Raw genomic sequence first — 26,062 nt, forward strand, 5'->3', positions numbered from 1 at the left:
GTCTAATCACACACTCAAGCACCATGCCTGCGAAAATTTTTTAATCCAACTTGAAATATATTAGAGCAGGAGAAAAGGAGGTGATAAAAGAGTTATGAAAATGACAATTACAACATCTGTAACCCTCATCTTTGCCGCCATACTTCTAACTTCAATGTTTTGGACAGGCATAAATTACGCGAGTCCGTCTGGCACCGCTACTCTCCATTTTGATCCCCCTAGCGTCACTGTGAAGTATGGAGAAACGTTCACAGTTTGTTTGAACATCAGCGATGTCGTTGATCTGATAGGTTTCGATATCAAAATTAGTTATGACACGGAAATTTTGGATGTAGTAGAATCTTCTCTCGGTGTCTTTCTTAATGAGCCTACGATACTCCTCAAGAACGAAACAGACGAGGCGGCTGGCACGATTTGGATTGCCATTATTTCAATGACGGGTGAGGGAACCAATGGCAACGGAACCTTGGCCACAATCACCTTTGAGTCAATAGTTTCCGGAGAATGTGTGTTGGACCTCTATGAAACTTTTCTGGCCGACTCGTCGGGCAGTCAAATTGATCATGAGAAGGTCAATGGTTATGTCAAGGTCACAGGGATAACAAGGCTCTATATAGACCCTCCTGAAATCATTGTTTCTGTCAGCGAAGAATTTACAGTTTATGTCAAACTTGATAATGTCCGCAATCTTTATGGTTTTGATATAAGGATTGCATACGATGCTTCTCTTTTAGATTTGATCGAGGTCGAACTGTTTCCGGAGAATATAATTTCAGGCGGAGTTGGATCGGTGTTTTGGCTTGCGTTTCAGTTCCCGAAAACCGGTCATCTAAAACTAGTCGCACTTACCTTCAGAGCAAAAGCAGAGGGAAGCTGCCCCATCGAAATATATCATGATGATCTGGCAACGCTCAAATATTTCGAACCTGCACGCGACACTGTTGGTTGGCCGATTCCCCATTCAACAGAAGATGGACACTGTTCAATAGGCCCGATCGCAGGTACAGAGAACCTCCAAGACACAATTGAATCGTGGGATTTAGATAACGGATTTGAAAAGTCTCTTACTGCCAAGCTTGACGACGCTATCAACTTGCTAGACAAAGGAAACACCAATGGAGCAGTACACAAACTGCAGGACCTAATTAAGAAAGTCACAAACGACGCAAAACATCTCACACAGGAGCAGAAAGACTGCATAATACAGACCACACAAGAAATCATTGAACACATTGAATAACAGCCAACGTTTCCATTGCACACGCAGATAATACTCAATGTTGGGGCCTCACGCTGAGAAGACGCTGGAAGATATCCTCTCTGCTCTAGGGAACATCATGCCTACACATTTTCTAACTTTAGTGCGATTTCACCCACGAGGACTTTTAAGAAAGCCGTTGAACACGAAAATAAGGAGCATAGTGGAAAGAAGGAATAGGCTTCTACAACAAACATCTGTTTCACCCTACCTTTTCAGCATTGCTAGTTGTCGTTGCTTCATAGCCCCTAAATACCTTTATCAAGGATCTTTCTTTGCCCGCCCTAGCCTAGTACAAGTTCTTTGGAATACAAGATTAAGAACACATAAAAATTCGGTAACCAGCCTCTTGAGGTTGGGAACGACCAGCACACCAGTACCTTATTCGCGTAACCCGACCATAATCAACATACTAATCAAAATGAAGAACAACGCCAAAAGCGACTACTCAATAAAATTCGTAGACAAATCACTAACATACATCAGCAAACACGCAGACCTAAACCAACCCGAACAAGTAAAACACTTCATAGCAAACAAAAACGTATCCAACGGATACAAAAAGAACCTATGCCTAGCATACAACAAATACTGCAAATACTACCAAATCCAATGGCAAATGCCAAAATACAGACCAGAGCCAAAGACAATCAAAATACCAACCAAAGCAAAGATAGAAATGCTAATCGCAAGAGCAGGCAAAACACTCGGACTCAAACTACAACTCAGCAAAGAAACAGGATTAAGACCCGTCGAACTATGCAACCTCAAAACGAAGGACATAGACCTAGACCAAAGATTAATCCATCCAACAACAGCCAAACACGGCGCACCAAGAACACTAAAAATAAGCAACAGCCTACAAGCAAGACTAGAAAATCACATCAACACAAATAAGCTAAGACAAAATGACAAAGTATTCCAAGGCGACGCAGAACTATACGGGAAATACTACAGACAAATGAGAAACAGCTTAGCAGACAAACTGCACGACCAAACACTCAAAACAATCCGACTATACGACCTCAGACACTACTTTGCTACAATGCTCTATCACAAAACAAGAGACATACTATACGTCAAACAACAACTAGGACACAGACGACTAGAAACGACACTAATCTACACACAACTACTCAACCTAAATGACGACGAATGGACATGCAAAACAGCAACCAACGTCAAACAAGCAGAAACACTAATCGAAGCAGGATTCGAATACATCGCAGAAAAAGACGGAACAATGCTGTTCAGAAAACGCAAATAACCCTCTTTTTTCTAATTTCCTCCAATTGGCGACAAGGACTAACCAGTTCGGACTAACTCGGATAGAGAAATCTAAAATACTATTCTCTAACTCTATTTTCTCATGAGCGCGCGCATTGAAGCGATTTTGTATAAGAGAACTGATGGGAAAATTCAATATCTAATTCTAAAAAGACATCCTCCAAAGAGCCATCCAGAAATGGGGCAATTCTGGCAACCAATAACTGGCGGTTTAGAAGAAGGAGAAACCAAAAGAGAAGCCCTAAAGCGAGAAATCAAAGAAGAAACTGGAATAAAAGACATTATCAAAATAATAGAAGATGTTCACTATTATGAACCTATAGACCTTCCTTTAATGGAGCGTCTCAAAAAGCATGGGCATGCATGCAAGCATTTGAAAGCATACGCATTCGGTGTGGAAGTGTCTTCAGACGAGGAAGTTGTTCTGGGAAAGGAACATTCTGAATTCAAATGGTGTAGTTTTCAAGAGGCTCTAAAACTAATTAAAGAGACAAGTTATGAACACAGAGAATCTTTAGAAAAACTAAATGAAATTATTAGGAAGTAAGCGTTCGATTCTTGGTTCATCGGCTTATAGTTGCCATCGCATTTTCTTCTGCGCACGCATTCAAAAAACGCAAATAACCCTCTTTTTTCTGTATCAGCATGCCATTTCTCAGGCTCATGTCGCTCCGCTCCACTCGCCTCAAAAAAACAACAACAAACTCAAACAAACAGAATACAACTTACCATCTAAAACTTTAGCACGCGCAAACTAGGAGGAAGTGGTTCTAGCGTGCCTTTTCTTCTTGTGCAGTCTGTGCATTCTCTTCAAGTATCTTTGCCTTTTCTTGCGTTTCTTCGCGGCATACTTCACAGAAACCCAGCCTATGCCTATCTTGCTTACCACATACTCTTTGCTCACATATTAAGAACTTGTCATGCCTATGCATGCAGCGCAAATAACCCGCGTAGCCGTTGTCACGCCTACGCCCGCCAATCAAACCACGACAACCCTCTTCTTTCTACTCTGATAAAAATCATACAAGCAATTAGCTACAAAAAGCCCAAACACGATAACGACAAGAACTAAGCCAGCCAAATCAAACCTATTCATTTAATGATTAAATCCGCCTTTTTTCCCTTCAAACGTGGACAACGCCAGATAAGCTCTCCAACACCGTTAGCAGCAGCCTCTCCAATAAAGGTATCTTCGCAACCACGTTCAACATTGTCACATGGTTTATTATCATACGGACAAAGACCAACACCGTCTCTTTCAGCATTTTCAAACCTTATAAGACGTTCAACCTCTTCCCTATACAATTGCGCACGTTCAACCTTGTCCATCATATACGCACGTTTAATCTTGCCAAAATCACGCGCACGTTTAACCTTGCCAACCATGCCTATTGTCCACACACCAAAGCAACAAACCAATCTTATCCTCAGTATCTTCAAAAGACTCAAAATCTTTACACGAGCTTCTAGTCATACCGTAACAAGCCAAAAAGCAGATAATAAAACAAGAAACACATGGTAAAACTGCAAAACATAATGAGAACAAAGATAGGCAAAAGCAAAACAATAGAATATTACTAAGCCCTAAGACGGGTTACGACCAGCACACCACCCTCAATTTCCCGAAACCCTCATTTATATCAGGTAATCAGCGTATACTCATGTGTATCTTTCTTCTTTCCATGGATCGGCTGTGTTGCTATATCCTCGTTTCTCCCAGTAACCCAGTTTCTGCTCTTCAGTGAACTTTAATCCTCTAATCCATTTTGCGCTTTTGTAGGCATACTTTTTGGGCACGACCAATCTTAAAGGGCCGCCGTGTTTTGGTGTCAAGGGCTCACCGTCTAGCTTAAATGCAAGAAGCACATCATCGTCCAGCAAGTCCTCTATAGGCAAACTGGTAGTATATTCTCCTTCGGCAACAACAGTCACATATCTACTATTCTTCAGAGGCTTGGCTAGATCAAAAATGGTTTCGAAGGCAACTCCTTCCCATTCATTATCGAATCTGCTCCATCCTGTTACACAATGAAAATCGCTTACACGAACAACTTTTGGAAGTTTCAGGAACTCCCCATATGTTAATTTCAAGCGATTCTCAACCAAACTTTCCACACGGAAATCCCATTGCTCCGGATTAAACTTCGGTACAGAACCCACGTGCAGGACTGGAAACTTTGAGGTAACGGTCTGATTTGGCGGAATCCGCTGATTCTTGTCTTTCATGATTATGCCTTTTCAAGAATTCCATATTGCCACAATTATGTCTTTGCTTTTTCTTATAGAACGTAATTTATTGCAATGGGGTCGCTGGGATTTGAACCCCGCCCACAGTGGAGATATCACCCGAAATCACTCCCCGCAACTCCCCATTTTTTTCATGCATGCAAATCTTATTTTTTCTCGAAATAGCCGATGAGACCTACTTGCTTTCTGTTCATCCTTTTCTTAACCTTGGTCTGTTGTGGCTTCAACGACAGTAGTCTTTCTATTAGGCTGAGGCAGTTCTCAGGGGCGTAGCCATGGAAGTGATTGTTGAAGTAGCCGTAAACCTTCTTGACTTGTTCTGATGCTTTCAGCACTTTTGGAACCCAAGGCTCAAGTTCATCCTTTTTGTATAGATAATTGAACCATAGTTTTTCTCCTCTTCCATGCCAGCGGAAGTAAGTGAAATCTGCAGTGATGTGGACTTTTGGCGGTAGGAGCGGCTCGTCAACGTTCGTGTAAGCCACATTATGTTTTTTCAGCAAGCGCCAAGTTTCCTCTTGCATCCAAGAAAGGTTCCGGAACTCAACAGCAAATTTGAACTGAGGTGAAAGCACCTCGAAAAAAGCCTCCAAGTTCTCAGGGTTGTAATCGTAGCTCGGCGGAAGCTGGATAAGGAGACACCCAAGTTTTCCGTTCAGTTGCAATGGTTGCATGATTTCCAAGAAGGCGTCCAAGTCGGCTTGCACATCACCTCTAAGACCAAGTTTCTTTTCGTGAGTTATGATTTTCGGAATTTTAGCTGTGAAAACGAAGTCTGACGGTGAATAGCGTAGCCATCCCATGACTGTTCCTTTTGAAGGATAACGATACCATGTTGAGTCAATTTCAACAGTTTGAAAGACTCTTGCATATGCTCGAAGCTTTCTCTTTTCACCCTTCCTGTAGAATGAGCCTTCCCATTCTCTGTAGCTCCAGCCTGAAGTGCCAAGCAGAATATTGTTTCTGTTCACATGAAGACCTCCAACTCTTCAATTACATCGTCGACGCCATTGTAAGTTTTTCTTGGCAGTTTGGAAAGCATTTTAGACAGATGAACTCTCTTATCAGCTGTTAAATCAATTACCTTCCAACCCTGGTGGTTAACCAACTCAGCCTTTGTTGATGGAAACTTAGCATCCTCTTTAAGAACTGCTCTTACTGAATCAGCTCCTGTGTATGCAGTAACTGGTACAAATTCCCCAGTTTCCTTATATTTCTTAAATCTTGAAGCGTCGCTGCTCATTCGTATGCCATGAAATGTTATGATTACAACTCTGGCTTCAGCCTTGAGTATTTTCTGTTCAATCTCTACAAGCTCCTCATCGGTGAACTGGTAAATGTTATGCTGTCCTTTGCCAAAGACTCTACTATAGATAACATCGCAATCATACGTTGGTTCTTCTCTTGACAAATCAACTGAATGTACTATCTCGAAGTCTCGCATCAGATTGATGAGTTTTGCAGTCATAGGGCCTCTTACCTCCCAAGCAAGACAAACCCCCTTGAGATTGATTGATGAAAAGAAGTCCTTTGCTTGTCCTATCTTCACGTCATCAAAAACGTAACTTGCAGGTGTCAACAGATGCAGAAAGGGAGCCTCAAGAATTCTGCAAGTACCCATCATCTGACTGAAGACCGCATAGGCTTGATCGACGGGTTTCAAGCCAGTTCTATGAGTTAGGTCTTTATGACATCTAACTGTAAACGTAAAATCGCTAGGCGCTGTCCGCCGCCATCTTTCAACCATTCTCGTGCTGGGATATTCATAGAAGGTATAGTTTACTTCTGCAAAGTTGAAGTTTTCAGAATAGGCTTTTAATGAGGGTTTATTTGGAACTTTGAAATAGGCCCAGCCGCCGGTTCCAATGAGGTATTCTGTCAATCTTCATCATCTTGTTTATTTTCACTTTCAGACAGATTAACCTTTATTACCGTTTCACTTTCACTTTACTGTGTCTCCTTTTCTGGAATATCATTCTACTGAATCTTTAAGAATCTCCAAATTCCTTGTTTTCACCCCCAACGTTAGGAGAAAAGGAGCCAATTTGTCACAAAGAACAATAGTGAAGAGTTTTCCCCCTCAATTTCGCTTATTTTTCAACATTGAAAACATAGATGATTTGTTTCCAGGCTTCGCCTTGGGCAACTTTGCCGTTCTCCATGGATCGTCTACAGTTTTGCCTTTGTCAATGCTTCTTTGTGTTAGAGCCCAGTTGCCATATCAGCTTGGAGGCCTAGAGACAAGCGTGGTGTTTGTTGACGGTGGCAACACCTTCAGGTTGTATGACGTTTCTTATATTACTCAACTTCATGAGCTTGATCCTAAAGAAGTTTTGGAACGAATCTTCATTTCTAGAGCGTTCACCGCCCACCAGATGACCTCTCTGGTCTTGGATAGATTGCAGGATGCTGTTGAGAAATATAACTCGAAACTTGTGGTAATCTCGGACATAGCAGGATTGTATCTCGATAAGGATGTCCCTAAAAGGGAAGCTAGAGACGTTTTCAATCAACTTACCGTCTATCTCTCAAAATTCGCTAAAGAAAACCGTATAATAGTGGTTGCCACTTATCTTCCACATTATCCGTTAAAGCGGAACATTTTCTTCAAAGCAGTAGTTTGCGGGCGTGCTAATGTTGTAGCTTCCGTTAGACCTTTTAAACATGGTCAGCAGTTTGTTTTGGAAAAACATCCCTTTTTCAGTTTAGGAAGAACTGTCTTCCCATCAGAGAATCTCACACTTACAGAATTTATGGAGGCATGAATGTGGGAAAAACTGTTGAATCATATCGAATGGCATTAGACAGAGAGTTGCAGAGATGGAGTGGATTTGCAAGGGCTTTGCGCAAAGAAGACAGAGCTGCCTTTGACCGCATGATGGATGCGTGTAGAAACTATGCGTCTGCGGGAAGCAACGCTACGCGTCCTATTGTGTTCGAGCCTATAGTCATGTCCATTCTGCTTCAACAACAGAAGACTTTGAACCGGCTAGAGAAGGAGCTAGATGCGCTCAGAGAGCAACGTAGCCAACCCTAAGCGTGTGGAAGGTTGGATATTTGACCTCTATCCTTCAGCGTTTGGACAGATGAGCGTTTGGGTTATCGCTGAGAATGGTGAAAGAATACGATTGATAGATGAGTTCCAACCTAAAATTTACATTTCTGGCGTAGAAGAAGATATAGAGAGACTGCTAACTCGATTCTTCGCAAACAGATCTATAGCATCATGCAGTTTCATTTTCAAGTATGCCAGTCCAACTGACACTGAAAAGTCGAAGGTTTTAGAGGTTGAATTGAAAGATTGTAGAAGGATTCCATTCTTTGTACGTAGAGTTCTAGAAACTGGTAGATACTTGCGCTACCATGTGCACAACTGTGATTTGCGAAGCGCTCAAGCCTATCTTTATGAACGTGATATCTTTCCGCTGGCCTTTGTTGATATTGAAGTTGAAAAGCATCGGTTGAGATACCATCTTCTAGACTCTGTGAAAAGTGTTGATTACCAGATACCGCCGTTACGGACCATGAGAATTCACGTAGACATTGATAAGAAAAGAAAGATAGCAAGCTTTGACGATCCATTAAAGAATATAGAAGTTTTACAAGACGACGAGAAAACAATTGTTGACGCTGGTGGCGAGAAAGGGAAGCTGTTGCGGTTTGTTGAAGTGGTTAAGGAACTTGATCCAGATATACTCTTGACAAGGGGTGGTGACTCGTATGTGTTTCCTTACCTTGCAAGGAGAGCGTTGGTTAATGGTGTCTTAGACAGATTAGTTCTAAGTAGAGAGAATATCCCTCTTGTTGCCAAGCGAAGACGTGGAACAACTTTCTTCTCCTATGGCACAACGTACTATCGGGCTCCGATGAGGAGGCTTTATGGCAGAGTTCACGTTGACGAAAACAGCACTTTCATCCTCACTGAGTGTGGAATTGAAGGACTTGTTGAGATTGCTAGAACTTGCAGAGTGCCTTTGCATAGAGCTTCCCGCTCTTCAATAGGCTCAAGCATGTCATCTCTTCAGTTCTACCAAGCCATAAAAGACGACGTTTTGATTCCTCGCAACAAGCGTATCCCAGAAGCCTTCAAATCAGCTTATGAACTTCTAGTTGGAGATCGTGGAGGCTTTGTCTACGAACCCAGAATGGGTATTCATGACTGGGTTGGTGAAGTAGATTTCTCGTCGATGTATCCTTCTCTGATGGCTAGAAATAACATATCGGCTGAGACTGTTCTCTGTAAATGTTGCCCGGACTCTGCGTTGCGTATTCCAGAGCTGGGTTACCATATTTGTGAGAAGCGTGTTGGAATTGTGCCTAAGGTCTTAAGGTTGGCAATTGGGAAAAGGCTGCGCTACAAGAGGTTGAAAAAAGAAGCCGACAGCCAGAGGCTTAAGGAAGTTTATGAAAGAAGACAAAGTGCCCTGAAGTGGATTCTAGTGACATGTTTTGGCTATCTTGGATATAAGAATGCTAAGTTTGGCACGGTTGATGGACATATTGGTGTCTGTGCTTTCGGTAGACAAGCTTTTCTAAGGACAGCTCGTATTGCTGAGAGAAGAGGGTTCAGCGTAATCCATGGTATTGTTGATTCATTGTGGCTTAAGAAGAAAGATGCTACAGCAGAGGAATACTTCAGCTTATGTACTGAGGTAAGTGAAGTAGTTGGAGTGCCTTTGAGTTTTGAAGGTCGTTACAAGTGGATAGTCTTTCTTCCCTCTCGGATGCATCCTAATGTGGCTGTGTTGAATCGCTACTATGGAGTCAAAGAAGATGGCAGAATCAAGGTTAGAGGTATAGATGCTCGAAGAAGAGATACGCCGAAATTTGTGCATGATGCCCAAATGGAAATGATTAAAGTGCTGGCTACTGCTAGTGACTCTAAAGCTTTCATCGAGAAAATACCTGAAGCTCTGAAGGTGATTAGGAAAAATAGAAGAAGACTGATAGATGGAGAAGTTCCAATCTGGGACTTGGTCATCACTAAACGTCTTTCTAAAAATCTGGAAGATTATACGCAGAAAGTCAGTCAAGTAATTGCAGCTGAACAACTTCTGAAGGAAGGCGTCGAGGTTTCTGCTGGAAAGAGTGTAAAATTTCTCTTCACAAGTGCGAAAAGCAAACGTTATGAACGAAGAGTTAGAGCAGAAGAATTGATTGAAGAAAACACGAATTCAGATGTTAAAAAGTACCTTCTCCTCTTGTATTCCGCTGCTTCAAACATTCTAAGCCCATTTGGCTACTCAGCAAAGGATATCTACGACTCAGTGAGAGGCTATCAATGCACAAAGCTTACCTCATATTAATCCAAGCTCCACAAGCAAGGAGATGTCTCCCGCATCTTCCCTATTTTTCTTATGAACCTAAACAACAATGTTTTTGAAGAAACAAAGAGCAAGCTATCGGTGTGGAACACCATGCCATTGAGGATTAGAAGTTATCGGAGTGATGACGAAGAAGATTGGCTGAAGTGTCATGTTAATGCTTACATTGGCTCCAATGAACGGCGGTTTTTGAAAGAAAAAACTCGATATACAAGGCCGACCATCGAGTTAGTTGTTGTTGACGATCAAAGAATCGTGGTGTAGCTAATCAGCTAAGAAACCCAAGATTAAAGGGAGGAAGACCTAAAAAGTTTGAGGCCGATTAAAATGGTAAAGTCTGCAAGTATAAGAGAACAGAGAATTAAACGAGCAGCAATGATAGAACTGAGGAAATATTTTGAGAATACTAGACACGGTGTACATTACATTAAGAAAGTTACCAATAAGAAGGATGTTGGTAAGAACGTGCAGAGTAAGATGGTAGGTATAATCAGTGGACTTAGACATGAATATCTAATAAAAGGGACTAACTACAGAATAGACCTATATGATCCATTTGAAAATATAGCCTATGAAATAGCATTAGGAGATGGAACTGAGATTTTTAAAGACTGCATTAAAGCAATGCTGGCTAAAGTAGAGAAACTAGTAATATTCTGTAGAGACTACCCACATGCTAGTATGTCTGGTTATGGATACATGAAGAAGCAATGGAGAGCTATGAAAGATAAGCTACCGTTACATGTTGAACTAGTAAACTTTATGGAGAAGCCTCCCCTTAAGGAGATTAAAAACGGCTAAGTCCAGCATCCTTTATACTCAAACGTTCTTTGATTAACCGGCTCCTCATGAAGTTCGCAATAGCCAACTACGAAGCTAACGACAGCTACAAACGAAACCTATGTTTAGCCTACAACCACTACGTCAAATTTCATGGTTTAAGCTGGGAAGTTCCAAGATACAAGCCTTCAGAGAAGTTGCCTAAGATTCCAACCGAAGAAAAAGTCAACATGCTGATAAGTGTGTCACCATTCAAGCTTGCTGTTAGACTCTGCCTTTCGAAGGAATCGAAAAGGGTGTTTGGGAATACCATATAGGTGGATATCAAGTTTTGTTCAAATGGCTAAGCTACAGAAGAAGAAGGAAATTGACACTTGAGGATATAAAGCATTACTGTAAGGTTGTAACTGCGATTAAGAGAACAATTGAAATTCAAGATGAAATAGATGAGCTATATCCTCATGTTGAAAAAAGAAAGGAGTTAAGGGATAATTGCGGGTTGCCCTAGCCTGGTAGGAGTTCTACAGTCACAAAAACTCTGAAGCTGATTTAGAACTGAGGAAACCAGCCTCTTGAGGTTGGGAACGAACAGTACACCAGCCCGCTAACCCATAAACTGTTTTTGCAGCTCAACAACCTCACCACTATCACGAGCCTGCACATAAACCTCTAACAACTCCTCATTAAGACTGAGAAACGTGTGCCCCCACTTGAAAACCGAAAGCAGCTTCTCCCCCTCCCCCTTAAAGCCTGCAATAATAAGCGCCGCCGCCAACGCCTCAACAGTACTAAGCTTAGTCGGTTTCCCATAATTAATTGGATTTGCAGCAATCAAATATGGCAGACAACGCGACGCCCCTCTCAAATTAAGAAACCGTTTCACGTCATCAGCATGTTTCCAACTAAAATCCAAACCCACAAGACCCCTCTTCTCAATTCGTTCACGATCACTGGGCGAAAACGCCCTCTCGGCAAACGGGTTCAGAATCACCGCACCTCTAGGCAACTCTCGTGTCTGATGGACAACCCAAACAAGATTATGACGTTTCAGCTTGAGCGCTGAACATTTTCGCGGATCACACTGCCTAGCGTGGTAAACAACGATTTGGACGTTTTTAGGGTGCACTCTTTCGCACCTTCAAATGCGACATCGGGTCATCTATAACCTTTGGAATCCAATCCAGCAAGTCCGTAGCCACCATATGACAGCCCTTTACGCTTTTTACAAAGTCGCCAGCAGCACCATTAATGAAAGCACCAGCCACCGCAGCCTCAAACGGGTCAACCTGCTGGGCCAAAAACGCACCAACGACTCCAGAAAGCACGTCACCCGTCCCACCTACAGTCATACCCGGATTGCCTGAAAAGTTCAACTTCACCTTTCTGCCATCAGAAATTACATCAGTGTACCCCTTCAACAAAACCACCGCATTAAGCTTCGCAGCTGTTTTCCTCACCTTTTCCATTTTTTCTTCAAGGCTGGACGGCAATTCCTTGCCAGTTAAGATGGAGTATTCTTCAGCGTGAGGCGTCAAAACCAATGGACCCCGCAGTGGACGCTTGAATTCTGCAAAAGCTTTCAATCCGTCAGCGTCTAGCAGCAATGGCGTTTTTGTCTCTTCTGCAGCGGCCACAATCTCTTCAACAGCCCTCTTAGTGTCTGTATGAAGCTCAAGACCCGGACCTATAACCGCTGCAGTTGCCCTTCCCAGATACTGCTTAATTTGCGAAACATTATCTGAGCCAAGGTGGACGCCTTCAAGTTTGATTGTGATCAGATTTGGCGTCATTGAAGAAATTGCGTAGGCTGTCTTTTCAGGAGCAACAACATAAGCCAAATCCACACCGGTGCGGAGGGCCGCGAGAGCAACAAGAGCAGGGGCACCCGAATAGGATTCGCTTCCGCCCACAACCAACAGCTTGCCAAAATCTCCTTTATGCGACTCAGCGGAGCGCGGTTTGACAACTAGGGCAACATCGCCAGGTCCTGCGAAGTTTTCGCAAATTTCGGGCAGTCCAATATTTTTTACCAGCAATTCGCCTACATACTCCTTTGCTTTGAGCAAGCCTAGCTTCGCTTTATGAAACGTGACTGTCAAATCGGCTTTAACAACCTCACCTAACACTTCGCCAGAGTCTGAATCCAGACCAGTTGGAGTATCAACAGCCAAGCAAAAAGCTTGCATTCCATTTATCGCCCTAATCAGCTGCAAAACTGGTTGTCGCGGGGCTCCTTTCAATCCGATACCTAATAACGCGTCAACAACAACGTCTGCTTTAACGTCTGGAACTTGGGAGGAATCGGTGACTACATGCACTCTTACAGAGTTCTTCAAAGATTGTAAGGTCGACCAGTTCTTCACCGCCGCTTCATGCCTAATATCGACGGTCTTACCTGCAACTATGACTTCCACCTGATACGCTCGAGAAAGGAGGTGGCGAGCCGCTACAAATCCGTCACCGCCATTTCCACCTAAGCCGCAGAAGATTGCGACACGTGTCTTTTTAGGCTGGAATCGAGCGGAGATTTCAGAGGCAACGCTGCAACCAGCGTTTTCCATGAGTTGTAGACGGGAGACGCCATAATATTCGGCGTTTGTTTCGAGGGCACGCATCTCGCGGCTCGTTATGATGTTAGCTTGCATGGTTTCCACAGCGAATTAATATGAAAACGTCTCCTTAAATAAGTGGTTAATGAGGACACGCTTGTTCGTTTGTGTTTGTTGAATAGCGTCCTAGGCTAAGTAGTATTGCTCCTAAGGATATGAACGCTGCAATGTAGGCAAGCTTGTGCGACATTGCTAAGATAGTGCTGTAGATGGAGTCGCCTAACCAAAAAGTGACAAATGCGAGAAGAAAACATGCTGCTCAAGCCCCATAAAGAAAGTTTATTCTTTCTTTGCTATCACGTTGGCAAACTTGATTTATGTCGTTTGTTTCTTGGGTTATTGCAGTGTCACTTACTTCTTGTTCTGCTGAAATAGCCTCTTCACATATAACAGCCTCTGTTTCCTCAGGTTCTTCTTCTTTCTTGCCCTTCCTTCTTGAATGTATGTCAAGGTAAAGCATGGAAAGATAAGGTGCAGATAAGTAAGTTCCAGCAACTAGAGGGTTTTGGAACCATACGGACATAGTTCGTATTTGAGCTATTGGCGCTGTCCCAATCATAAGTGCTAATATGTCTTCAACCGATACAGCTACAAACGTTATAGTTAAGCATAGAAAGAACTGAAGCAAAACGCTTCTCGCCTTTCCAAGAATCATTGAAGGTATTACTGACGACAGGACGAAAATCCACGCGAAGGTATGTATAAAAACAACCATGTCGATGCGGAGGATTAGAAATTCAGCTGTTGAAGGCAACAAGTTGTTTAGAAAGTAAATGATGGAATAGACTGCGGTTTGAGTAAATAGCTGGTAGCTGATAATCAAGCTCCATGCAACGGAAATATACAGTGGAGCCGTCAACGCTGCCTTTCCCAGTTTGTATACCCCACAGCATTATTGGATGCGCAGATGCAACAAAAGTCTTATGAAATGTGAATCAATAGCTGAAATAGGCGAAGTTCTGCGTCAGAATATGAATGTGCTTAGTTTAACTTGTGGACCGGGCGGGACTAGCACCCAAAAGGGTTCAAGTCTCAACTTTTTGTGCAAATCGCTTGGCATGCTCACATGGCATAGGTTCAAATCTCGGCCGGAGCACCAATTTAGTTAAAAACTAAAAAGTAATAGGTAACTAGCAAATATGATTCTGAGAAAGGGTGAGAATTATGGAAAGATGGTTTGCAAGAAGGCGAAAATCTAGGGTTCTTGAACTTGCAGATAGACAGATGATTCTGGCAACAGACACGGTTGTGGATTTGCAGAAAGCCGTGGCGGCGGCTGCGAAAAACAGCAAAAAAGAAGCTGAAACCCATATTAGACATTTGTCTAAAATTGAACACGAAATCGACGAATTGCGAAGGACAATTTTTGAAGAACTAACGAAAAACACGATGTCTCCTCAAGACCGCGAAGACATAATGCACCTCGTTAAAAGATTGGACGAGATGGCGGACCACGTTAAAGATGCGGCGAGAAGCCTCGATATGATACTTAAAACTAAGATTCCAGAGATTTTCTGGAAACCCCTTGTTTGCATAGCAACCAAACTAGTTGAATGTGCAAAGATCTTGCGCCGAGCAATTGAAGCGCTTGGAACAAACCCACCTGAAGCAAAAAGACTTGCAATAACGATTGACAAAATAGAGGGCGAAATCGACGAAAAATACCAAGAGATAAAAGACCTTCTTCTTCAACATTCAGACGAGATGACCGCGGCAACAGTGCTTTTCCTTCGAGACTTGGCAGAAGAAATGGAGCATGTAGCAGATTCATGTGATGACACTGCAGACTACGTGAGAATCCTTGCGTCTATAAGAGAATTCTAATCGCTGCCTCCTGTTTGAAAACCTCGATATACGCCTTGAATGAACAGAAAGTGAGAGAGAAAAGTAGAATTGCCTAAATTCAAAGTAACAATCCTCGATAAACTTTCGTCTCATCGAACAATTGCATATAGCATCTACGTTGGAGCCATACTTTTTTTTCTCGTGTTGATTCTAGTTCCACCTATTTTCGGAATAGGCCTAAAATGGAACCTGGTTGGCGAAATTACTGGAAACCCGGAGTTAATGTCCAGAGCGGCTAATGCCATTTGGGCTTCCTTTGGAATTGCCATTTTTGTTTCCATAATCGACCTTGTCGCTGGAATACCTACGGCCTGGTTCATTTCAAGAGGGAAATCCAGATGGCTAAACGTTGTAGATACGCTCGCGGACATTCCTTTTGTGGTTCCCACCGTTACACTGGGTTATTCTCTGCTTTTATTTTGGAGCAGCCCTCAAGGGATTTCGTCGCTTTTTGGCGGCAGTCTAATTTCTCCAGGGTGGCTTCTCGTAATACTTCTTCACTTCGTTTTTTCTTTTCCAGTTGTTGTCCGGGTCATGGTTGGAGCGCTTCTCGATTATCAGCGTACTTCTGAAGAAGCAGCTAGAACTTTGGGAGCTTCAACTTTCACCGTATATAGAACTGTAACCTTTCCAATTTTGAAGCCTAGTTTGATTGGTGCTTTTGTGTTGGCTTTTGCTCGGTCAATTAGTGAAACGGGAGCAACTATGATGGTGGCTGGGGCGTTTGAAAATGGCGCTATTTTTGTGAAGAACATGAAAATTGATGGTCAGCAAGGTCCACTGGTCTTCGTAAGCCTAATACTAATACTGATTTCATGCGCGATTTTCGGCGTAATACTTGTTCTTGGAAAGAGGTTACATGTGCCAATTCGACGTGTTTGGCCTTCATTTGAGCGAAATCTGAGTTCAAAAGGCGTAGCTGCCACCCGAGACACCTTAACACTACTAGTCTTCTTTTTGTTAGTCATCATTCCTTCACTTTTCGTAGCAGTACCTACATTTACTGCGATAATGGATGGCACCATAAACAACGCGGTTTCAGGTTCTGGAATTTGGCAAGACTACTGGTCAAGTCTGGGCTTGTCATATTCTGTCGCAGCACTCGTCACATTGCTAAGCATCTTAGCTGGGCTGCCAATGGCAATTCTGATTGCGCGAAAAAGAATGGGAAGATCTGTTTCAGGTGTTCTGGACATTCTCGTTAACATTCCAATTATTGTGCCTTCTACGGCTCTGGGAGCTTCTCTCAGTATTTTTTGGACTAATTTTGCGTTCGTGCCAGAGATAGTCTTGCTAGTTTTAGCCCATCTTTCAATCACTTACCCCTACTTCGTAAGGTCTATGGCCGCCGCAATAGAGCGTACAGACATAGAATTAGAAAATGCTGCTCGCATTCACGGAGCCAAGCCTTTTGCAGTGTTTCGAACCATAATTCTACCCTTGACCAAGTATTCATTGCTCGCTGGTGCCATTATGGTGTTGACGAGAAGTATAAGTGAAACTGGTGCAACTCTAGCAGTAGTGTCTCAACTTAAGACCGCACCAGTGTTGCTTGTGGACTGGGTTCAAGAAACAATTCCTGCAACTGCTTCAGATGTTGGGTTAGGCTGCGGAATCCTTATTGGGCTTTCTTTTATAGTGTTACTTTTCCTTAAATTAGGAGTTAGGAGGAAAGCTGTGTACTAGACATGGATGGTGAGTGTTGATGCCGAAAATACAATTGAAAGGCGTAACAAAACGTTTCGGAAAGAAAATCTTGGCAGTTGACAACGTCAGCTTAGAAATTCAAGATAAAGAATATTTTTCCCTCATAGGACCAAGTGGCTGTGGAAAAACAACGTTACTTAGAATGATTGCAGGCCTAATTCAACCAACTAAAGGAGAAATTTACATAGACGACAACTTAGTCAACGATGTCCCTCCAGAGGACCGCGGAATCGGCTTCGTTTTTCAAACTTACGCCTTGTTTCCCCACATGAACGTTTTCGACAACGTAACCTATGGGCCTAGAGTAAAGGCTTGGGAAGAGAAAAGGGCTGCAAGCGTCGGCCGCGAAACACTGGAGATGGTAAAACTGGACAAACGTGCTGATGCTTATCCCCACGAGCTAAGCGGCGGTATGATGCAACGAGTCGCGGTGGCAAGGGCATTAGCTGCTGGCTCTAAAACTCTGTTATTAGACGAGCCCTTAGGCGCTTTAGACGCGAAAATTCGTAGTGAACTTAGATACGAGATAAGACGACTTGTGGAAGACTTGGGATTGACGGCTATTCACGTCACTCATGACCAAGCGGAGGCCATGGCTATTTCCGACAGAATTGCCGTTATGAAAAAAGGTCGCATATTTCAAGTGGGAACGCCTTACGAGCTATATATGAATCCTCAACAGATTTTTATAGCCAACTTTATCGGAGAATCCAATTTCCTCGAGGGACGAGTAATCGGAGTGGAAGATGACAAGGCCATTGTAAAGTTACGCGGTGACCTGAAAGTTGGCGCAAGGAAAAATGAGGCTTCTCAGATAGACGAAAGGATTGTCTTGGCAGTTAGACCCGAAGCTTTCGAGATAGTGAAGGGACGGAGAAAATTGGTCAACGAATTAAATGGAGTTATTGAAAAAGTTCGATTTGAAGGAACAGACATTCGCTACGAAATTCGCTTAGCTAATGACGATTTCATCATTGTTGTAAAGGCAAGTTTAGGAGGGGAATGGCTTAAAGAAGCTGATGAGGTAACGGTTGGGTTTTCTCCTGAAAAAAGCCAAATGTTCTTATATCCACCAAAGGGCTTAATGGCTGAGCTAGAAGTAGGATAAATCTTGAAGAGTGCCTTAACGCAGAGTTTGCAGAGCTAATAACAAGCCTTTGGCTATTATTCGTACCTATTTAGGTATAGTGGCTTGATGGCTTCTTGTATTTTCTCTTCTTGAGTCATGTCCTTGAGACTAATCTTAACTGTATGCTCTTGCGCATCCACATAGTTTCTTTCAGTCTTGAAGTTTTGCTCATTTTTCTCTATCAGTTGAACACTCATTTTCTTCCCACTCAATTGAGGTCCCTCACTACTTGACAAAACTGCCTATTCTAAATAATCACATTTCAAAGGTGTAAAACACATTGTGTGTCTCCAACAGGACTAACCACACTTTTTGACCAAATGAAGACAACTAACGCTCCTCTCCAAGTTCGTGAGCGTGTTTTGAAAGCAGCGGTCCAACGTTGCTTGCTTCCTCTACCACTGGCAAGATATTCTTGAGTTTTTGAAAGTATTTTTGCGCTCTCAATGTTTTGAACACCGCCAATCCTCTTTCAGTAATGGCGTAAACTGCTCTTTTTTTGTTTAAACGCCTTTCTTCAACAAGCTTGTGATAAAGCAGAAAATCCAAGTACCGCTTCAACGTGCTACACTCTATGTCAGCCTTGTACGAAATGTCTTCAAACTCTATAGGTTCAGGAACTAGAGTCTCAAGAATGCTTAGGTACTTTTCCAGTCTTGAACGGGACATTGCATAATCTCTCCTTTCTTATGGTTCATCACTGCGAATAAATCTCTTAAGAAATCTGAGTAAATATTTGAAATTCATGTTTCTCAAAATTGTATTGTTCAAATTCCTATTATTATACTTCAATGTTAAACTGATTTGCATAGATAGATTCTAAAAGCAGACAACATAACCCACGACACAACTGCCACCGACGATATGGTTTCAGGCACAGCAACCCCCGCACTATAAATCCCCGCAAAATACAAAATCCATGAACCTAAACCAATCGTGAACGCTACTGAGGCTAGAATAGACTTTTTTTCTAAGGCGTAGATGATAGAGGCGAAGCCGAATGACACAAAAAATGATACTGATACTAGAAAATGGAGAAAGCCGTACACTGCATCAAAAGTCGCGACCAACTGAAGCAGTAAAGCCGAGATTAGCAAGCAGTAGCAGGCATATTTGGCATGATTCCTAAAGGCTGTGATTGAATAAATCATGATGAGGAACCCTGCCAGCAATAAACCGAAATTAAATAACGGCGCAACATCGCTTCTAACGGCATGCCCAAGATCGCTTAAGGCGTTGGCTGACCAACTAAACCAGGGCGACAGCATTATGGAGACGATGATGAAAAGATAAGCCGCTATAGGTCCAACAACGCCAAACAAAGCGTACTTCCGCTCATTCATATCAATCACCTAAGTTGGCACGTTATTTTAACGATGACAATAATAGGCGGTAATCAACCCTTCCTTCTTACTGTCTATTCTCACAAAACCAAACCGTTCAAACTGCACGACATTGTCAGTTTGCAGTTGTTTACAACCCTCTTCAGCCAAGCCCTTAGCAACCGAAGCGTCAGGTAACACCACTTGGCACCTTGCATCTGCGTTTTCTGGAATCCAGTGAATTAATGGCGCCTTAACTTTCCTCGCTTCTTTATACTCTTGACTGTGAAAAACTGCTTTCACAACATCTTCTTCCAAACTGCCTATTCTTATGTTGAATAGCTCCATAAACCGAATAACTTGACCTTTCCTCATTTTCTCAACATCTTCATTTGTTATCCAAAACTTTGCAACACTGTCTTTTGGTTTAACATTAAATCTACGAAAGCCCCTTTCAGGATAGTCAGGATGCAAAAGAATTTCTGCCACAAATGACTTGGGAAGATTGCTCACAATCATTTTTCTAGGGTTGTACACAAAGAAGTAACGGCTCGCTTTAGGCTCAATTATCCTTCTGTTGTGCGAATACATGTTCTCCCAGCTAAGCGTTATGTCTTGCGTCTTAGGTCCAACATCAATTATCAACTGTTTTATCGCATCTGCTTGTATGCCTCTCCGTCTAAGCGCCGCAAAAGTCGCTAACCTTGGATCGTCCCAACTCTTATAGACTCCATCACGCATTCCCTGCACGATCTTTGACTTACTTAAAGATGCCCCAGTGATTTTCATACGTCCATAATGAATTGCCTCTGGATACTTCCACCCAAGATAACTATACATAAACTCTTGCCGAGTCTGATTAGTCAAATGTTCTTTTCCACGTATTATATGCGTTACACCCATGAGGTGGTCATCTATGCCGCATGCGAGGTTGTACAGTGGCCAGACACGGTATTTGCTGCCGACACGGGGATGCGGAAAAGTCTCGGTGTCGATTATGCGTAGTGCTGGCCAATCTCGAACCGCTGGATTTGGGTGTGTAAGATCTGTTTTGACGCGTACAACGGCCTCTCCTTCTTTGCAAGTGCCATCAAGCATTTCGTTCCAACGTTTTATATGTTCTTTGGACGGCAGACTGCGGCATGAGCATGGCTTCTTGGCTAAAATCAGTTTTTTGAACGTTTCGGATTTGCAGGTGCAGATATAAGCGTTTCCTTCTCTAAGTAATCGCTCTGCATATTCGTAATAGATCAGTAAACGGTCACTTTGAATGAAGTACTCATCGGGTTTGCATTTTAGCCATTCCAAATCTTCTTTTATGGAGTCGTAAAACTGTAGCTGTGGACGTTTCAGTTTTGGATCTGTGTCTTCGAAGCGCACGAGAAACTTTCCCCCGTACATTTTTGCATATTCGTGACACAGAATTATGGCTCTTGCAGAGCCAAGATGGATCGGAGCGTCGGGGTTGGGAGAAAAACGTGTCACAACCACTTCATACTTGTCCACGTTCGGCAATGGTGGAAGTTTCTTCTTCTCTTCTACTTTCTCTCGTACAAAAGCTTCAGGCCAGTTCTCCTCCACAACTTCTCTTTGATCTTCGAAACTAAGGTTGTTGACTTCTCTAAGAATCTGTACCGCAATAGATGCTATTTCCTTGGCCTTTGCTCTTAAGCTTGGCATTTCAGCTAGTAGTTTGCCGATAACTGGTCCTTGCTGCGCTTTTCCTTCATGCCTAATGGCGTTTAGCAGTGCGATTTTCTTAATCTTTTCTCTGATTTCAGCGTTAGAAGACAATAAAGTCACTCAAATTCTCAAATTTTTCTTTGGATAAGGTAGTTGGCGAAGGCTCTTAATTTTTCTTTTGCAGTTGAAGCGGGCAGTAACGTGTCAACGTTGTTCCAGCTTTCTCCCACAATTTTGCGTGCATGCTCTTTTGCGTACTCGATGGAGTTGTACTTCGCCATTATGGCGATGGCTTCGTCACGTAGCTCTTGCTTGTTTGTGTGCATTCTCAGAATTTCTTGAAGCCGCTTTTTGTCTGTGAGCGTTGCTATTTGTAAAGTATGGATAACCATCAATGTGCGTTTGCCTTCAGAAATGTCCATTCCCCGCGCCCCTTTCTTTTCAGCAAACTCTCTTTCAGTTAAGTCTAAGACGTCATCTTGTATCTGAAAAGCCACGCCAACAGCCTCTGCGAAATGTCCCAGCTTTTCAGTTAACTTGCCATCAGCTCCTGATAAGACTGCAGCTAACTTCGCTGCCATACTCGCCAAAGTTCCAGTCTTATAAGCACACATTTGCAAGTAATTTCGTTCATCTATCTTGTCTGCATCTGCTAGTCCTCTGTGCCACGCGATGTCCATTGCTTGGCCAAAGCTTAGGTTAATCATTTCTTGCACGTAAATCTCGTAAGCCTTGTTCAGCATGGTTGTTGGGATTTTGTTTCGGTTTTTAATAAGAGATAGAAGGGGAATGTAGCACATGGCAATGCCAGCGTTTATGGCTATGTCTAGGCCGAACAGCTTGTAAGTGCATGGTTTACCTCTCCGCAGTTCCGATAGATCCTCTATGTCGTCTATCATCAATGTTCCGTTGTGTATGACCTCGGGGATTATGGCATATTCTAAGAAGTCTTTTGGATTCTTTCCTAATGCTTCACAGATTAATAGGAATAGGCTGGGTCTCCAACGTTTTCCACCTCGGTTAAGAAACTCCCAAATGGGTTCTGCGACTGCCTTGTTCAAGGCGTCAAGATTATACGCATATCTCGGTGGATTAAGAGCAAAGACAACTGCGTCTTCCCTGAATTCTCTTGGAATATACTTTTCAATCATCTCATCAACGATGGCAACCTGCCTTTCTAGAAACTTCTCAACCTTAATTTCCATAGTTATCGCCTTGCATACATTTCAGGTTTGAAGCCTCGCTTTTCTAACCAATCTGCTGTCTCTCCTAGTAATATCAAGGGAGCTTTCTTCATTTCGTCCAATGATTCTGCGCCGACGAGGAACATGGTGTTTCTCAATTCTTCGATAACGAAATTCAAGGCTTTTTTCACTTCGCTTGTGCTCTTAGTAGCAGCACGTAGTATAGGAGTAGACATGCTGGCTAGACTTGCACCCAACGCCAATGCCTTTGCCACATCTATACCTGTTCGCACCCCACCCGAAGCCATGACCGTAAGTTTTGTGGATTGGCTGACTTCTACCAGGCTTGCAACAGTAGGTATACCCCAGTCCCAGAAACTCTCGCCCAACCGTTGTCGAAACACGTCTTCAGCAGTTTTTGCTCGGTAATATTCTACAGCCGCCCAACTTGTCCCACCAGCGCCAGAAACATCGATGCCTTGTACTCCAGCCTGTTCAAGTTTCTTCGCAGTTTCAGCGGATATGCCTGCCCCTGTCTCTTTTACAATTATGGGTAATTGAAGCGCCTCCGTTATCTCTTCTATTTTTTGAAGGACGCCAGCATAATTTGCTTCACCTTCTGGTTGGATTGCCTCTTGCAGTGGGTTTAGGTGAATTGCTAAGGCGTCGGCTTCAATCATTTCCACCGCTCTTTCAGCTTCTTCAACGCCATATCCTTGCACAAGCTGAGGTGCTCCAATGTTGGCAACCAAAAAGGCCTCTGGAGCCTTCTTCCTAACAATTTTGTATGTTGACTCTAGTTCAGGTTCTTCTATTGCTGCTCTTTGGCTTCCAACACCCATCCCCAAGCCGAGCTCCTCAACCGCTTCAGCGATAAAAGTGTTGATTTTTGCGGCTTCTTTTGTCCCTCCAGTCATGGCGCCAACAAAAATCGGAGCGGAAAATTTGTGATCGAAAAATCTCGTAGTGAGACGGATTTTATCGCGGTCGATTTCAGGTAAGGCTCGGTGCACGAAGTAGATGCTTTCAAAACCCGTGGCAATCCTTCTAGCGTGCACATTTTCCTCCAAGGAGATTCGTATGTGATCAGCTTTTCTATTCTCCGTTTGACCTGGCAACACATTTCACTCTTTTTCGATTAATGTTGCGATTACTTTTTCTTCCTTAAGCGCCTTGTAAATATTGTCTTCCTTCGCAGCATTAACAACTATCGCTGGAATGTCAGCATTAATAGCTGGCATCAACTCTAAAATCTTGCCCAACATGCCCCCAGTCACATCAGTCACTTTTGCTTCTTCAATATTATGTAGAAGAGCTTTCAACCTCTGCAACGTAATATGGGGTATCAACTGTGCAGAAACATCAGTCTTCGGGTCAGAAGTGCACAAGCCATCTACGTCTGCACCAATAATTATCTTATCAGCCTTGAATCTTGTCGCCAAGGCAGCAACCAGTTGGTCACCAGAGAGTATTGTGAATCCAATGTTGATGTCGAGAACGGCATCTCCAAAAAGCACGGGCACAAACCCCGTGTCTAGAAGCAGTGTCAACGTGCTGTCATAGAAAACTTGGATTCGACCAGCCTTCGTAATTATGAAGGATGAGGGAGAAACAGAGAAGGCTGCGATATTATGGCGTATTAGAGCGTCCACAACATGTTTATTTAGTTCCAGCATGGCTTGATGTGTTTTTGAAAAACCTTCAATTTGTGACTGCTCTTCGTAGCCTTCTTTGATCTTGTATTGTTTTGCTAGAGGGTGACCGAAGCTGCCGCCGCCGTGCACTATGATTAGTCGCTCAACATCTGCGTCAGCTATTTCTTTTGCCAGCCGTTGTATAGCGTCTAGATTTTGGGTCATAGGTTTTTCTTTATCGGTTATCACGGAGCCACCGAGCTTCAAAACAACTAATTTGCCTTCAGCCTTGCCCTTAAATTTTGGCTCCGTCCGCAGTTCTTCTAGCAACAAAAGCCCCTCCGCCAGCTTGCTCTATAGCCTTTTTGACGCGCTTTAAATTCTTCGGTTCAGCCCAAGCTATTATGCACCTATTTCTATCTCCAGCCCGTTTTGTGCCTAAAAACCGGGCCGCGAAGCATCAACCATCTGAACTCATTGCTTCTTTATTGTGACAACGCCATTCTCTAAATGAACGAAATCTCCCGTTCTTATTTTTGAAATATCAATCTTGTCAACACAAGGAATTTCTGAGATTATTGCACCAACAGCGACCACAGTTTCACATTCTTTGTTTATGATTCCGGCAGGAGCCACGCCATTCTTTTTCAATCTGTAGAGTGTGTAGGACCCAACGGTTGATCCTTTTCCATTTGGGAAAACTAACATTCTAGCTCTGACTCTTTTTCCTTCCAGTTCATGCCCTTTTTCTATTATCTCGCTGGTATCTGGGTCAACCCCGCCAAAAAATGAGATTGGTTGTGACGTGCTCAGGGCTTCTCCTTCTGCAACTCCCTTTGAAATGGTTCTTCCTCTTAACTCCATTTTCCTTTCACCGCAGCTTCTATGCATTCTTCTAGACTTCCCATTTTTGTCATCATATCGTTATGTCTTGAGTAGTAGCATCCTTTTGCAGAGGTTGTTGCGACAGATCGAAATTTTCCTCTCAGTGGAGCTACAGCCATACAAGTGTCACAGGCGAATTTCCCCCCAGCCCTTTCGATTGCTTCAGTGTAACCTCTTTCATCTGCGATCTGTTTCACAAGTCTTGAGCATGCGACCCAGAATTCGGTGTTTGAAGATATATTCTTGTTTTTCAGCAGCTTTGCTATTTCAGCGATTTCTTTAATTGAGCAGTGGGGGCACCCAATGCAGACTAAATCGACGGTGCAAAAGTCGTCATTAATGCTTTGGTATGCTTCCTCTATGTCCTCATTCTCAATTGTTATAGTCTCTCTAGGGGGTTGATGTTTTTCGGATCCAGGGGTTATTCCCCTCATATAGAACAGGGGTTTTGAGCCATAAGTCACCATGGAGGCACAGAAAGATTTCAACTCATCTAAATTAGCATCTTCAATGCCAGTTACGTACGGGATTTTGTTTTCTGCTTTCTTGCCAGTACAGTAGCCAAGAGCTCCCCAATCTGAGATTTTTTTCAATTTTGCAGCTACGTGCACACAAGTGTCTGGCGCTCTGTTCTCGTCCAGATGAAGTCCATAGTACGGTGTTTTGCCAACAAAAGCCGCCGCAAGAGCTGATGGACCTCCTTCTCTATTTGTCTTTGCTCCGATAACAGAGTTGGCAAAAGTAACTGCAGAGGATTCCGACCAAGCAATATGCTCTCCGTATATTGGTAGGTTACCTATCAAGTAAGGAGTACACGTACAAGAGATGATTATGCCCATTTTCTTGAAGGCGTCGATGACCAAATTCTGCTTTCTTGCGAACTCCTCGTCGATCCCGAGCTTCTTCCAATCCTTCAGATCCATTCCTGCAGGATTCAAAGTTGTGAGCACTCTGACTTTCCCGTCTTTTGCCAATTCGTTTAGAAACTCCAGACCAGCATCTCCGAGGTTATGGTATGATACACCTGCCACTTGAACAGAGCCTACTTCTATGAGCTTTTCAGCGCCGTAGATGTCGCCTAAGGCGACGAGTATCTCCATGGATTTTTTTACTGCGTAGCCTTCTTCTCCATTCAGCATTCTCTCTTCTTCTTTCGTGAGATACATAA

The 26,062-nt window shown here is 43.0% G+C and carries 29 protein-coding genes; 13 read left to right on the top strand and 16 right to left on the bottom strand.

The genetic code is table 11. From position 1 onward, the window contains the following. The first annotated feature begins 94 nt into the window (after window positions 1-94). From NWE91_02845 to NWE91_02855, 3 genes are all read left to right on the top strand, one after another. On the top strand, window positions 95-1,240 hold the full coding sequence (locus NWE91_02845) for a cohesin domain-containing protein (protein ID MCW3985332.1): 1,146 nt from the start codon (window positions 95-97) through the stop codon (window positions 1,238-1,240). Window positions 1,241-1,607: 367 nt separating this feature from the next. After that, window positions 1,608-2,525 (top strand): site-specific integrase, encoded by a 918-nt coding sequence (locus NWE91_02850; GenBank protein MCW3985333.1) that lies wholly within the window; start codon window positions 1,608-1,610, stop codon window positions 2,523-2,525. Window positions 2,526-2,651: 126 nt separating this feature from the next. Continuing rightward, the gene (locus NWE91_02855) at window positions 2,652-3,092 is read left to right on the top strand and encodes an NUDIX domain-containing protein (protein MCW3985334.1); all 441 of its coding nucleotides are present in this window, start codon (window positions 2,652-2,654) and stop codon (window positions 3,090-3,092) included. Window positions 3,093-3,637: 545 nt separating this feature from the next. Here the strand turns inward: NWE91_02855 and NWE91_02860 are convergent. The 4 genes from NWE91_02860 to NWE91_02875 form a co-directional block, all read right to left on the bottom strand. After that, window positions 3,638-3,931 (bottom strand): hypothetical protein, encoded by a 294-nt coding sequence (locus tag NWE91_02860; protein ID MCW3985335.1) that lies wholly within the window; start codon window positions 3,929-3,931, stop codon window positions 3,638-3,640. A 273-nt stretch (window positions 3,932-4,204) separates the two neighbouring features. Continuing rightward, window positions 4,205-4,771, bottom strand: coding sequence for a molybdopterin-dependent oxidoreductase (locus NWE91_02865; GenBank protein MCW3985336.1), 567 nt, complete (start codon window positions 4,769-4,771; stop codon window positions 4,205-4,207). A gap of 167 nt (window positions 4,772-4,938) precedes the next feature. Beyond that, a complete protein-coding gene (locus NWE91_02870) occupies window positions 4,939-5,763 on the bottom strand; it encodes a DUF72 domain-containing protein (protein MCW3985337.1) in 825 nt (274 codons plus the stop codon). Next, window positions 5,760-6,674 carry a DUF72 domain-containing protein gene (locus NWE91_02875; protein MCW3985338.1) on the bottom strand — a complete coding sequence of 305 codons (915 nt, stop codon included), beginning with the start codon at window positions 6,672-6,674 and terminating at the stop codon, window positions 5,760-5,762. The genes NWE91_02870 and NWE91_02875 overlap by 4 nt, the downstream gene beginning before the upstream one ends. A 163-nt stretch (window positions 6,675-6,837) precedes the next feature. Here NWE91_02875 and NWE91_02880 point away from each other — a divergent pair, with 163 nt between their 5' ends. From NWE91_02880 to NWE91_02910, 7 genes are all read left to right on the top strand, one after another. Continuing rightward, window positions 6,838-7,557: a hypothetical protein gene (locus NWE91_02880; protein ID MCW3985339.1), complete on the top strand. Its 720-nt coding sequence runs from the start codon at window positions 6,838-6,840 to the stop codon at window positions 7,555-7,557. A gap of 2 nt (window positions 7,558-7,559) precedes the next feature. Next, window positions 7,560-7,829: a hypothetical protein gene (locus tag NWE91_02885; GenBank protein ID MCW3985340.1), complete on the top strand. Its 270-nt coding sequence runs from the start codon at window positions 7,560-7,562 to the stop codon at window positions 7,827-7,829. Next, window positions 7,798-10,098, top strand: coding sequence for a hypothetical protein (locus NWE91_02890; protein ID MCW3985341.1), 2,301 nt, complete (start codon window positions 7,798-7,800; stop codon window positions 10,096-10,098). Before NWE91_02885 ends, NWE91_02890 begins: the two co-directional genes overlap by 32 nt. Before the next feature lie 111 nt (window positions 10,099-10,209). Then, window positions 10,210-10,380, top strand: coding sequence for a hypothetical protein (locus tag NWE91_02895; protein ID MCW3985342.1), 171 nt, complete (start codon window positions 10,210-10,212; stop codon window positions 10,378-10,380). Window positions 10,381-10,443: 63 nt separating this feature from the next. Further along, window positions 10,444-10,917: a hypothetical protein gene (locus NWE91_02900; GenBank protein ID MCW3985343.1), complete on the top strand. Its 474-nt coding sequence runs from the start codon at window positions 10,444-10,446 to the stop codon at window positions 10,915-10,917. 47 nt (window positions 10,918-10,964) lie between these two features. Continuing rightward, window positions 10,965-11,213, top strand: a complete 249-nt coding sequence (locus NWE91_02905; protein ID MCW3985344.1) for a hypothetical protein — start codon at window positions 10,965-10,967, stop codon at window positions 11,211-11,213. Between the two features lie 14 nt (window positions 11,214-11,227). Beyond that, window positions 11,228-11,404 (top strand): hypothetical protein, encoded by a 177-nt coding sequence (locus tag NWE91_02910; protein MCW3985345.1) that lies wholly within the window; start codon window positions 11,228-11,230, stop codon window positions 11,402-11,404. Between the two features lie 96 nt (window positions 11,405-11,500). Here the strand turns inward: NWE91_02910 and NWE91_02915 are convergent, their stop codons facing one another. From NWE91_02915 to NWE91_02925, 3 genes are all read right to left on the bottom strand, one after another. Next, the gene (locus NWE91_02915) at window positions 11,501-12,022 is read right to left on the bottom strand and encodes a DUF367 family protein (protein MCW3985346.1); all 522 of its coding nucleotides are present in this window, start codon (window positions 12,020-12,022) and stop codon (window positions 11,501-11,503) included. Next, entirely contained in the window at window positions 12,012-13,541 is a 1,530-nt protein-coding gene (locus NWE91_02920; GenBank protein MCW3985347.1) for an NAD(P)H-hydrate dehydratase, read from the bottom strand. The genes NWE91_02915 and NWE91_02920 overlap by 11 nt, the downstream gene beginning before the upstream one ends. Before the next feature lie 223 nt (window positions 13,542-13,764). Beyond that, complete coding sequence (locus tag NWE91_02925; GenBank protein MCW3985348.1) at window positions 13,765-14,364, bottom strand: hypothetical protein; 600 nt, start codon at window positions 14,362-14,364, stop codon at window positions 13,765-13,767. A 305-nt stretch (window positions 14,365-14,669) separates the two neighbouring features. On the opposite strand from NWE91_02925, the gene NWE91_02930 reads away from it, so the two are divergent. The 3 genes from NWE91_02930 (at window position 14,670) to NWE91_02940 (ending at window position 18,165) form a co-directional block, all read left to right on the top strand. Further along, window positions 14,670-15,329, top strand: coding sequence for a DUF47 family protein (locus tag NWE91_02930; protein ID MCW3985349.1), 660 nt, complete (start codon window positions 14,670-14,672; stop codon window positions 15,327-15,329). A 69-nt stretch (window positions 15,330-15,398) separates the two neighbouring features. Further along, window positions 15,399-17,036 (top strand): ABC transporter permease subunit, encoded by a 1,638-nt coding sequence (locus NWE91_02935; protein ID MCW3985350.1) that lies wholly within the window; start codon window positions 15,399-15,401, stop codon window positions 17,034-17,036. Between the two features lie 19 nt (window positions 17,037-17,055). After that, complete coding sequence (locus NWE91_02940; GenBank protein ID MCW3985351.1) at window positions 17,056-18,165, top strand: ABC transporter ATP-binding protein; 1,110 nt, start codon at window positions 17,056-17,058, stop codon at window positions 18,163-18,165. Between the two features lie 56 nt (window positions 18,166-18,221). On the opposite strand, the gene NWE91_02945 is transcribed toward NWE91_02940, so the two are convergent. From NWE91_02945 to NWE91_02985, 9 genes are all read right to left on the bottom strand, one after another. Continuing rightward, window positions 18,222-18,383, bottom strand: a complete 162-nt coding sequence (locus tag NWE91_02945) for a hypothetical protein (GenBank protein MCW3985352.1) — start codon at window positions 18,381-18,383, stop codon at window positions 18,222-18,224. Window positions 18,384-18,516: 133 nt separating this feature from the next. Next, a complete protein-coding gene (locus NWE91_02950) occupies window positions 18,517-18,855 on the bottom strand; it encodes a winged helix-turn-helix domain-containing protein (GenBank protein MCW3985353.1) in 339 nt (112 codons plus the stop codon). Between the two features lie 125 nt (window positions 18,856-18,980). Next, window positions 18,981-19,529, bottom strand: coding sequence for a DUF998 domain-containing protein (locus NWE91_02955; protein ID MCW3985354.1), 549 nt, complete (start codon window positions 19,527-19,529; stop codon window positions 18,981-18,983). Window positions 19,530-19,556: 27 nt separating this feature from the next. Continuing rightward, window positions 19,557-21,302, bottom strand: coding sequence for a glutamate--tRNA ligase (locus NWE91_02960; protein ID MCW3985355.1), 1,746 nt, complete (start codon window positions 21,300-21,302; stop codon window positions 19,557-19,559). Between the two features lie 17 nt (window positions 21,303-21,319). Then, window positions 21,320-22,396 (bottom strand): polyprenyl synthetase family protein, encoded by a 1,077-nt coding sequence (locus NWE91_02965; protein MCW3985356.1) that lies wholly within the window; start codon window positions 22,394-22,396, stop codon window positions 21,320-21,322. 2 nt (window positions 22,397-22,398) lie between these two features. Next, window positions 22,399-23,493 carry a type 2 isopentenyl-diphosphate Delta-isomerase gene (gene fni, locus NWE91_02970; GenBank protein MCW3985357.1) on the bottom strand — a complete coding sequence of 365 codons (1,095 nt, stop codon included), beginning with the start codon at window positions 23,491-23,493 and terminating at the stop codon, window positions 22,399-22,401. Between the two features lie 6 nt (window positions 23,494-23,499). Next, window positions 23,500-24,339: an isopentenyl phosphate kinase gene (locus NWE91_02975; protein ID MCW3985358.1), complete on the bottom strand. Its 840-nt coding sequence runs from the start codon at window positions 24,337-24,339 to the stop codon at window positions 23,500-23,502. Between the two features lie 144 nt (window positions 24,340-24,483). Continuing rightward, window positions 24,484-24,873 (bottom strand): DUF126 domain-containing protein, encoded by a 390-nt coding sequence (locus tag NWE91_02980; protein MCW3985359.1) that lies wholly within the window; start codon window positions 24,871-24,873, stop codon window positions 24,484-24,486. Beyond that, entirely contained in the window at window positions 24,864-26,060 is a 1,197-nt protein-coding gene (locus tag NWE91_02985; protein MCW3985360.1) for an aconitase X catalytic domain-containing protein, read from the bottom strand. Before NWE91_02985 ends, NWE91_02980 begins: the two co-directional genes overlap by 10 nt. Window positions 26,061-26,062: the final 2 nt, after the last annotated feature.

It is taken from the genome of Candidatus Bathyarchaeota archaeon (genome assembly GCA_026014805.1).
Lineage (GTDB): Archaea > Thermoproteota > Bathyarchaeia > Bathyarchaeales > SOJC01 > JAGLZW01.

Bases quoted from the DNA above. Each gene is read 5' to 3' on its own strand.
- NWE91_02895 (MCW3985342.1), top strand. From the start codon at position 10,210: ATGCCATTGAGGATTAGAAGTTATCGGAGTGATGACGAAGAAGATTGG.
- NWE91_02940 (MCW3985351.1), top strand. From the start codon at position 17,056: ATGCCGAAAATACAATTGAAAGGCGTAACAAAACGTTTCGGAAAGAAA.
- NWE91_02900 (MCW3985343.1), top strand. From the start codon at position 10,444: ATGGTAAAGTCTGCAAGTATAAGAGAACAGAGAATTAAACGAGCAGCA.
- NWE91_02980 (MCW3985359.1), bottom strand. From the start codon at position 24,873: ATGGAGTTAAGAGGAAGAACCATTTCAAAGGGAGTTGCAGAAGGAGAA.
- NWE91_02920 (MCW3985347.1), bottom strand. From the start codon at position 13,541: ATGCAAGCTAACATCATAACGAGCCGCGAGATGCGTGCCCTCGAAACA.
- NWE91_02865 (MCW3985336.1), bottom strand. From the start codon at position 4,771: ATGAAAGACAAGAATCAGCGGATTCCGCCAAATCAGACCGTTACCTCA.
- NWE91_02930 (MCW3985349.1), top strand. From the start codon at position 14,670: ATGGAAAGATGGTTTGCAAGAAGGCGAAAATCTAGGGTTCTTGAACTT.
- NWE91_02945 (MCW3985352.1), bottom strand. From the start codon at position 18,383: ATGAGTGTTCAACTGATAGAGAAAAATGAGCAAAACTTCAAGACTGAA.
- NWE91_02985 (MCW3985360.1), bottom strand. From the start codon at position 26,060: ATGTATCTCACGAAAGAAGAAGAGAGAATGCTGAATGGAGAAGAAGGC.
- NWE91_02905 (MCW3985344.1), top strand. From the start codon at position 10,965: ATGAAGTTCGCAATAGCCAACTACGAAGCTAACGACAGCTACAAACGA.
- NWE91_02845 (MCW3985332.1), top strand. From the start codon at position 95: ATGAAAATGACAATTACAACATCTGTAACCCTCATCTTTGCCGCCATA.
- NWE91_02890 (MCW3985341.1), top strand. From the start codon at position 7,798: ATGCGCTCAGAGAGCAACGTAGCCAACCCTAAGCGTGTGGAAGGTTGG.
- NWE91_02955 (MCW3985354.1), bottom strand. From the start codon at position 19,529: ATGAATGAGCGGAAGTACGCTTTGTTTGGCGTTGTTGGACCTATAGCG.
- NWE91_02860 (MCW3985335.1), bottom strand. From the start codon at position 3,931: ATGGTTGGCAAGGTTAAACGTGCGCGTGATTTTGGCAAGATTAAACGT.
- NWE91_02950 (MCW3985353.1), bottom strand. From the start codon at position 18,855: ATGTCCCGTTCAAGACTGGAAAAGTACCTAAGCATTCTTGAGACTCTA.
- NWE91_02965 (MCW3985356.1), bottom strand. From the start codon at position 22,396: ATGGAAATTAAGGTTGAGAAGTTTCTAGAAAGGCAGGTTGCCATCGTT.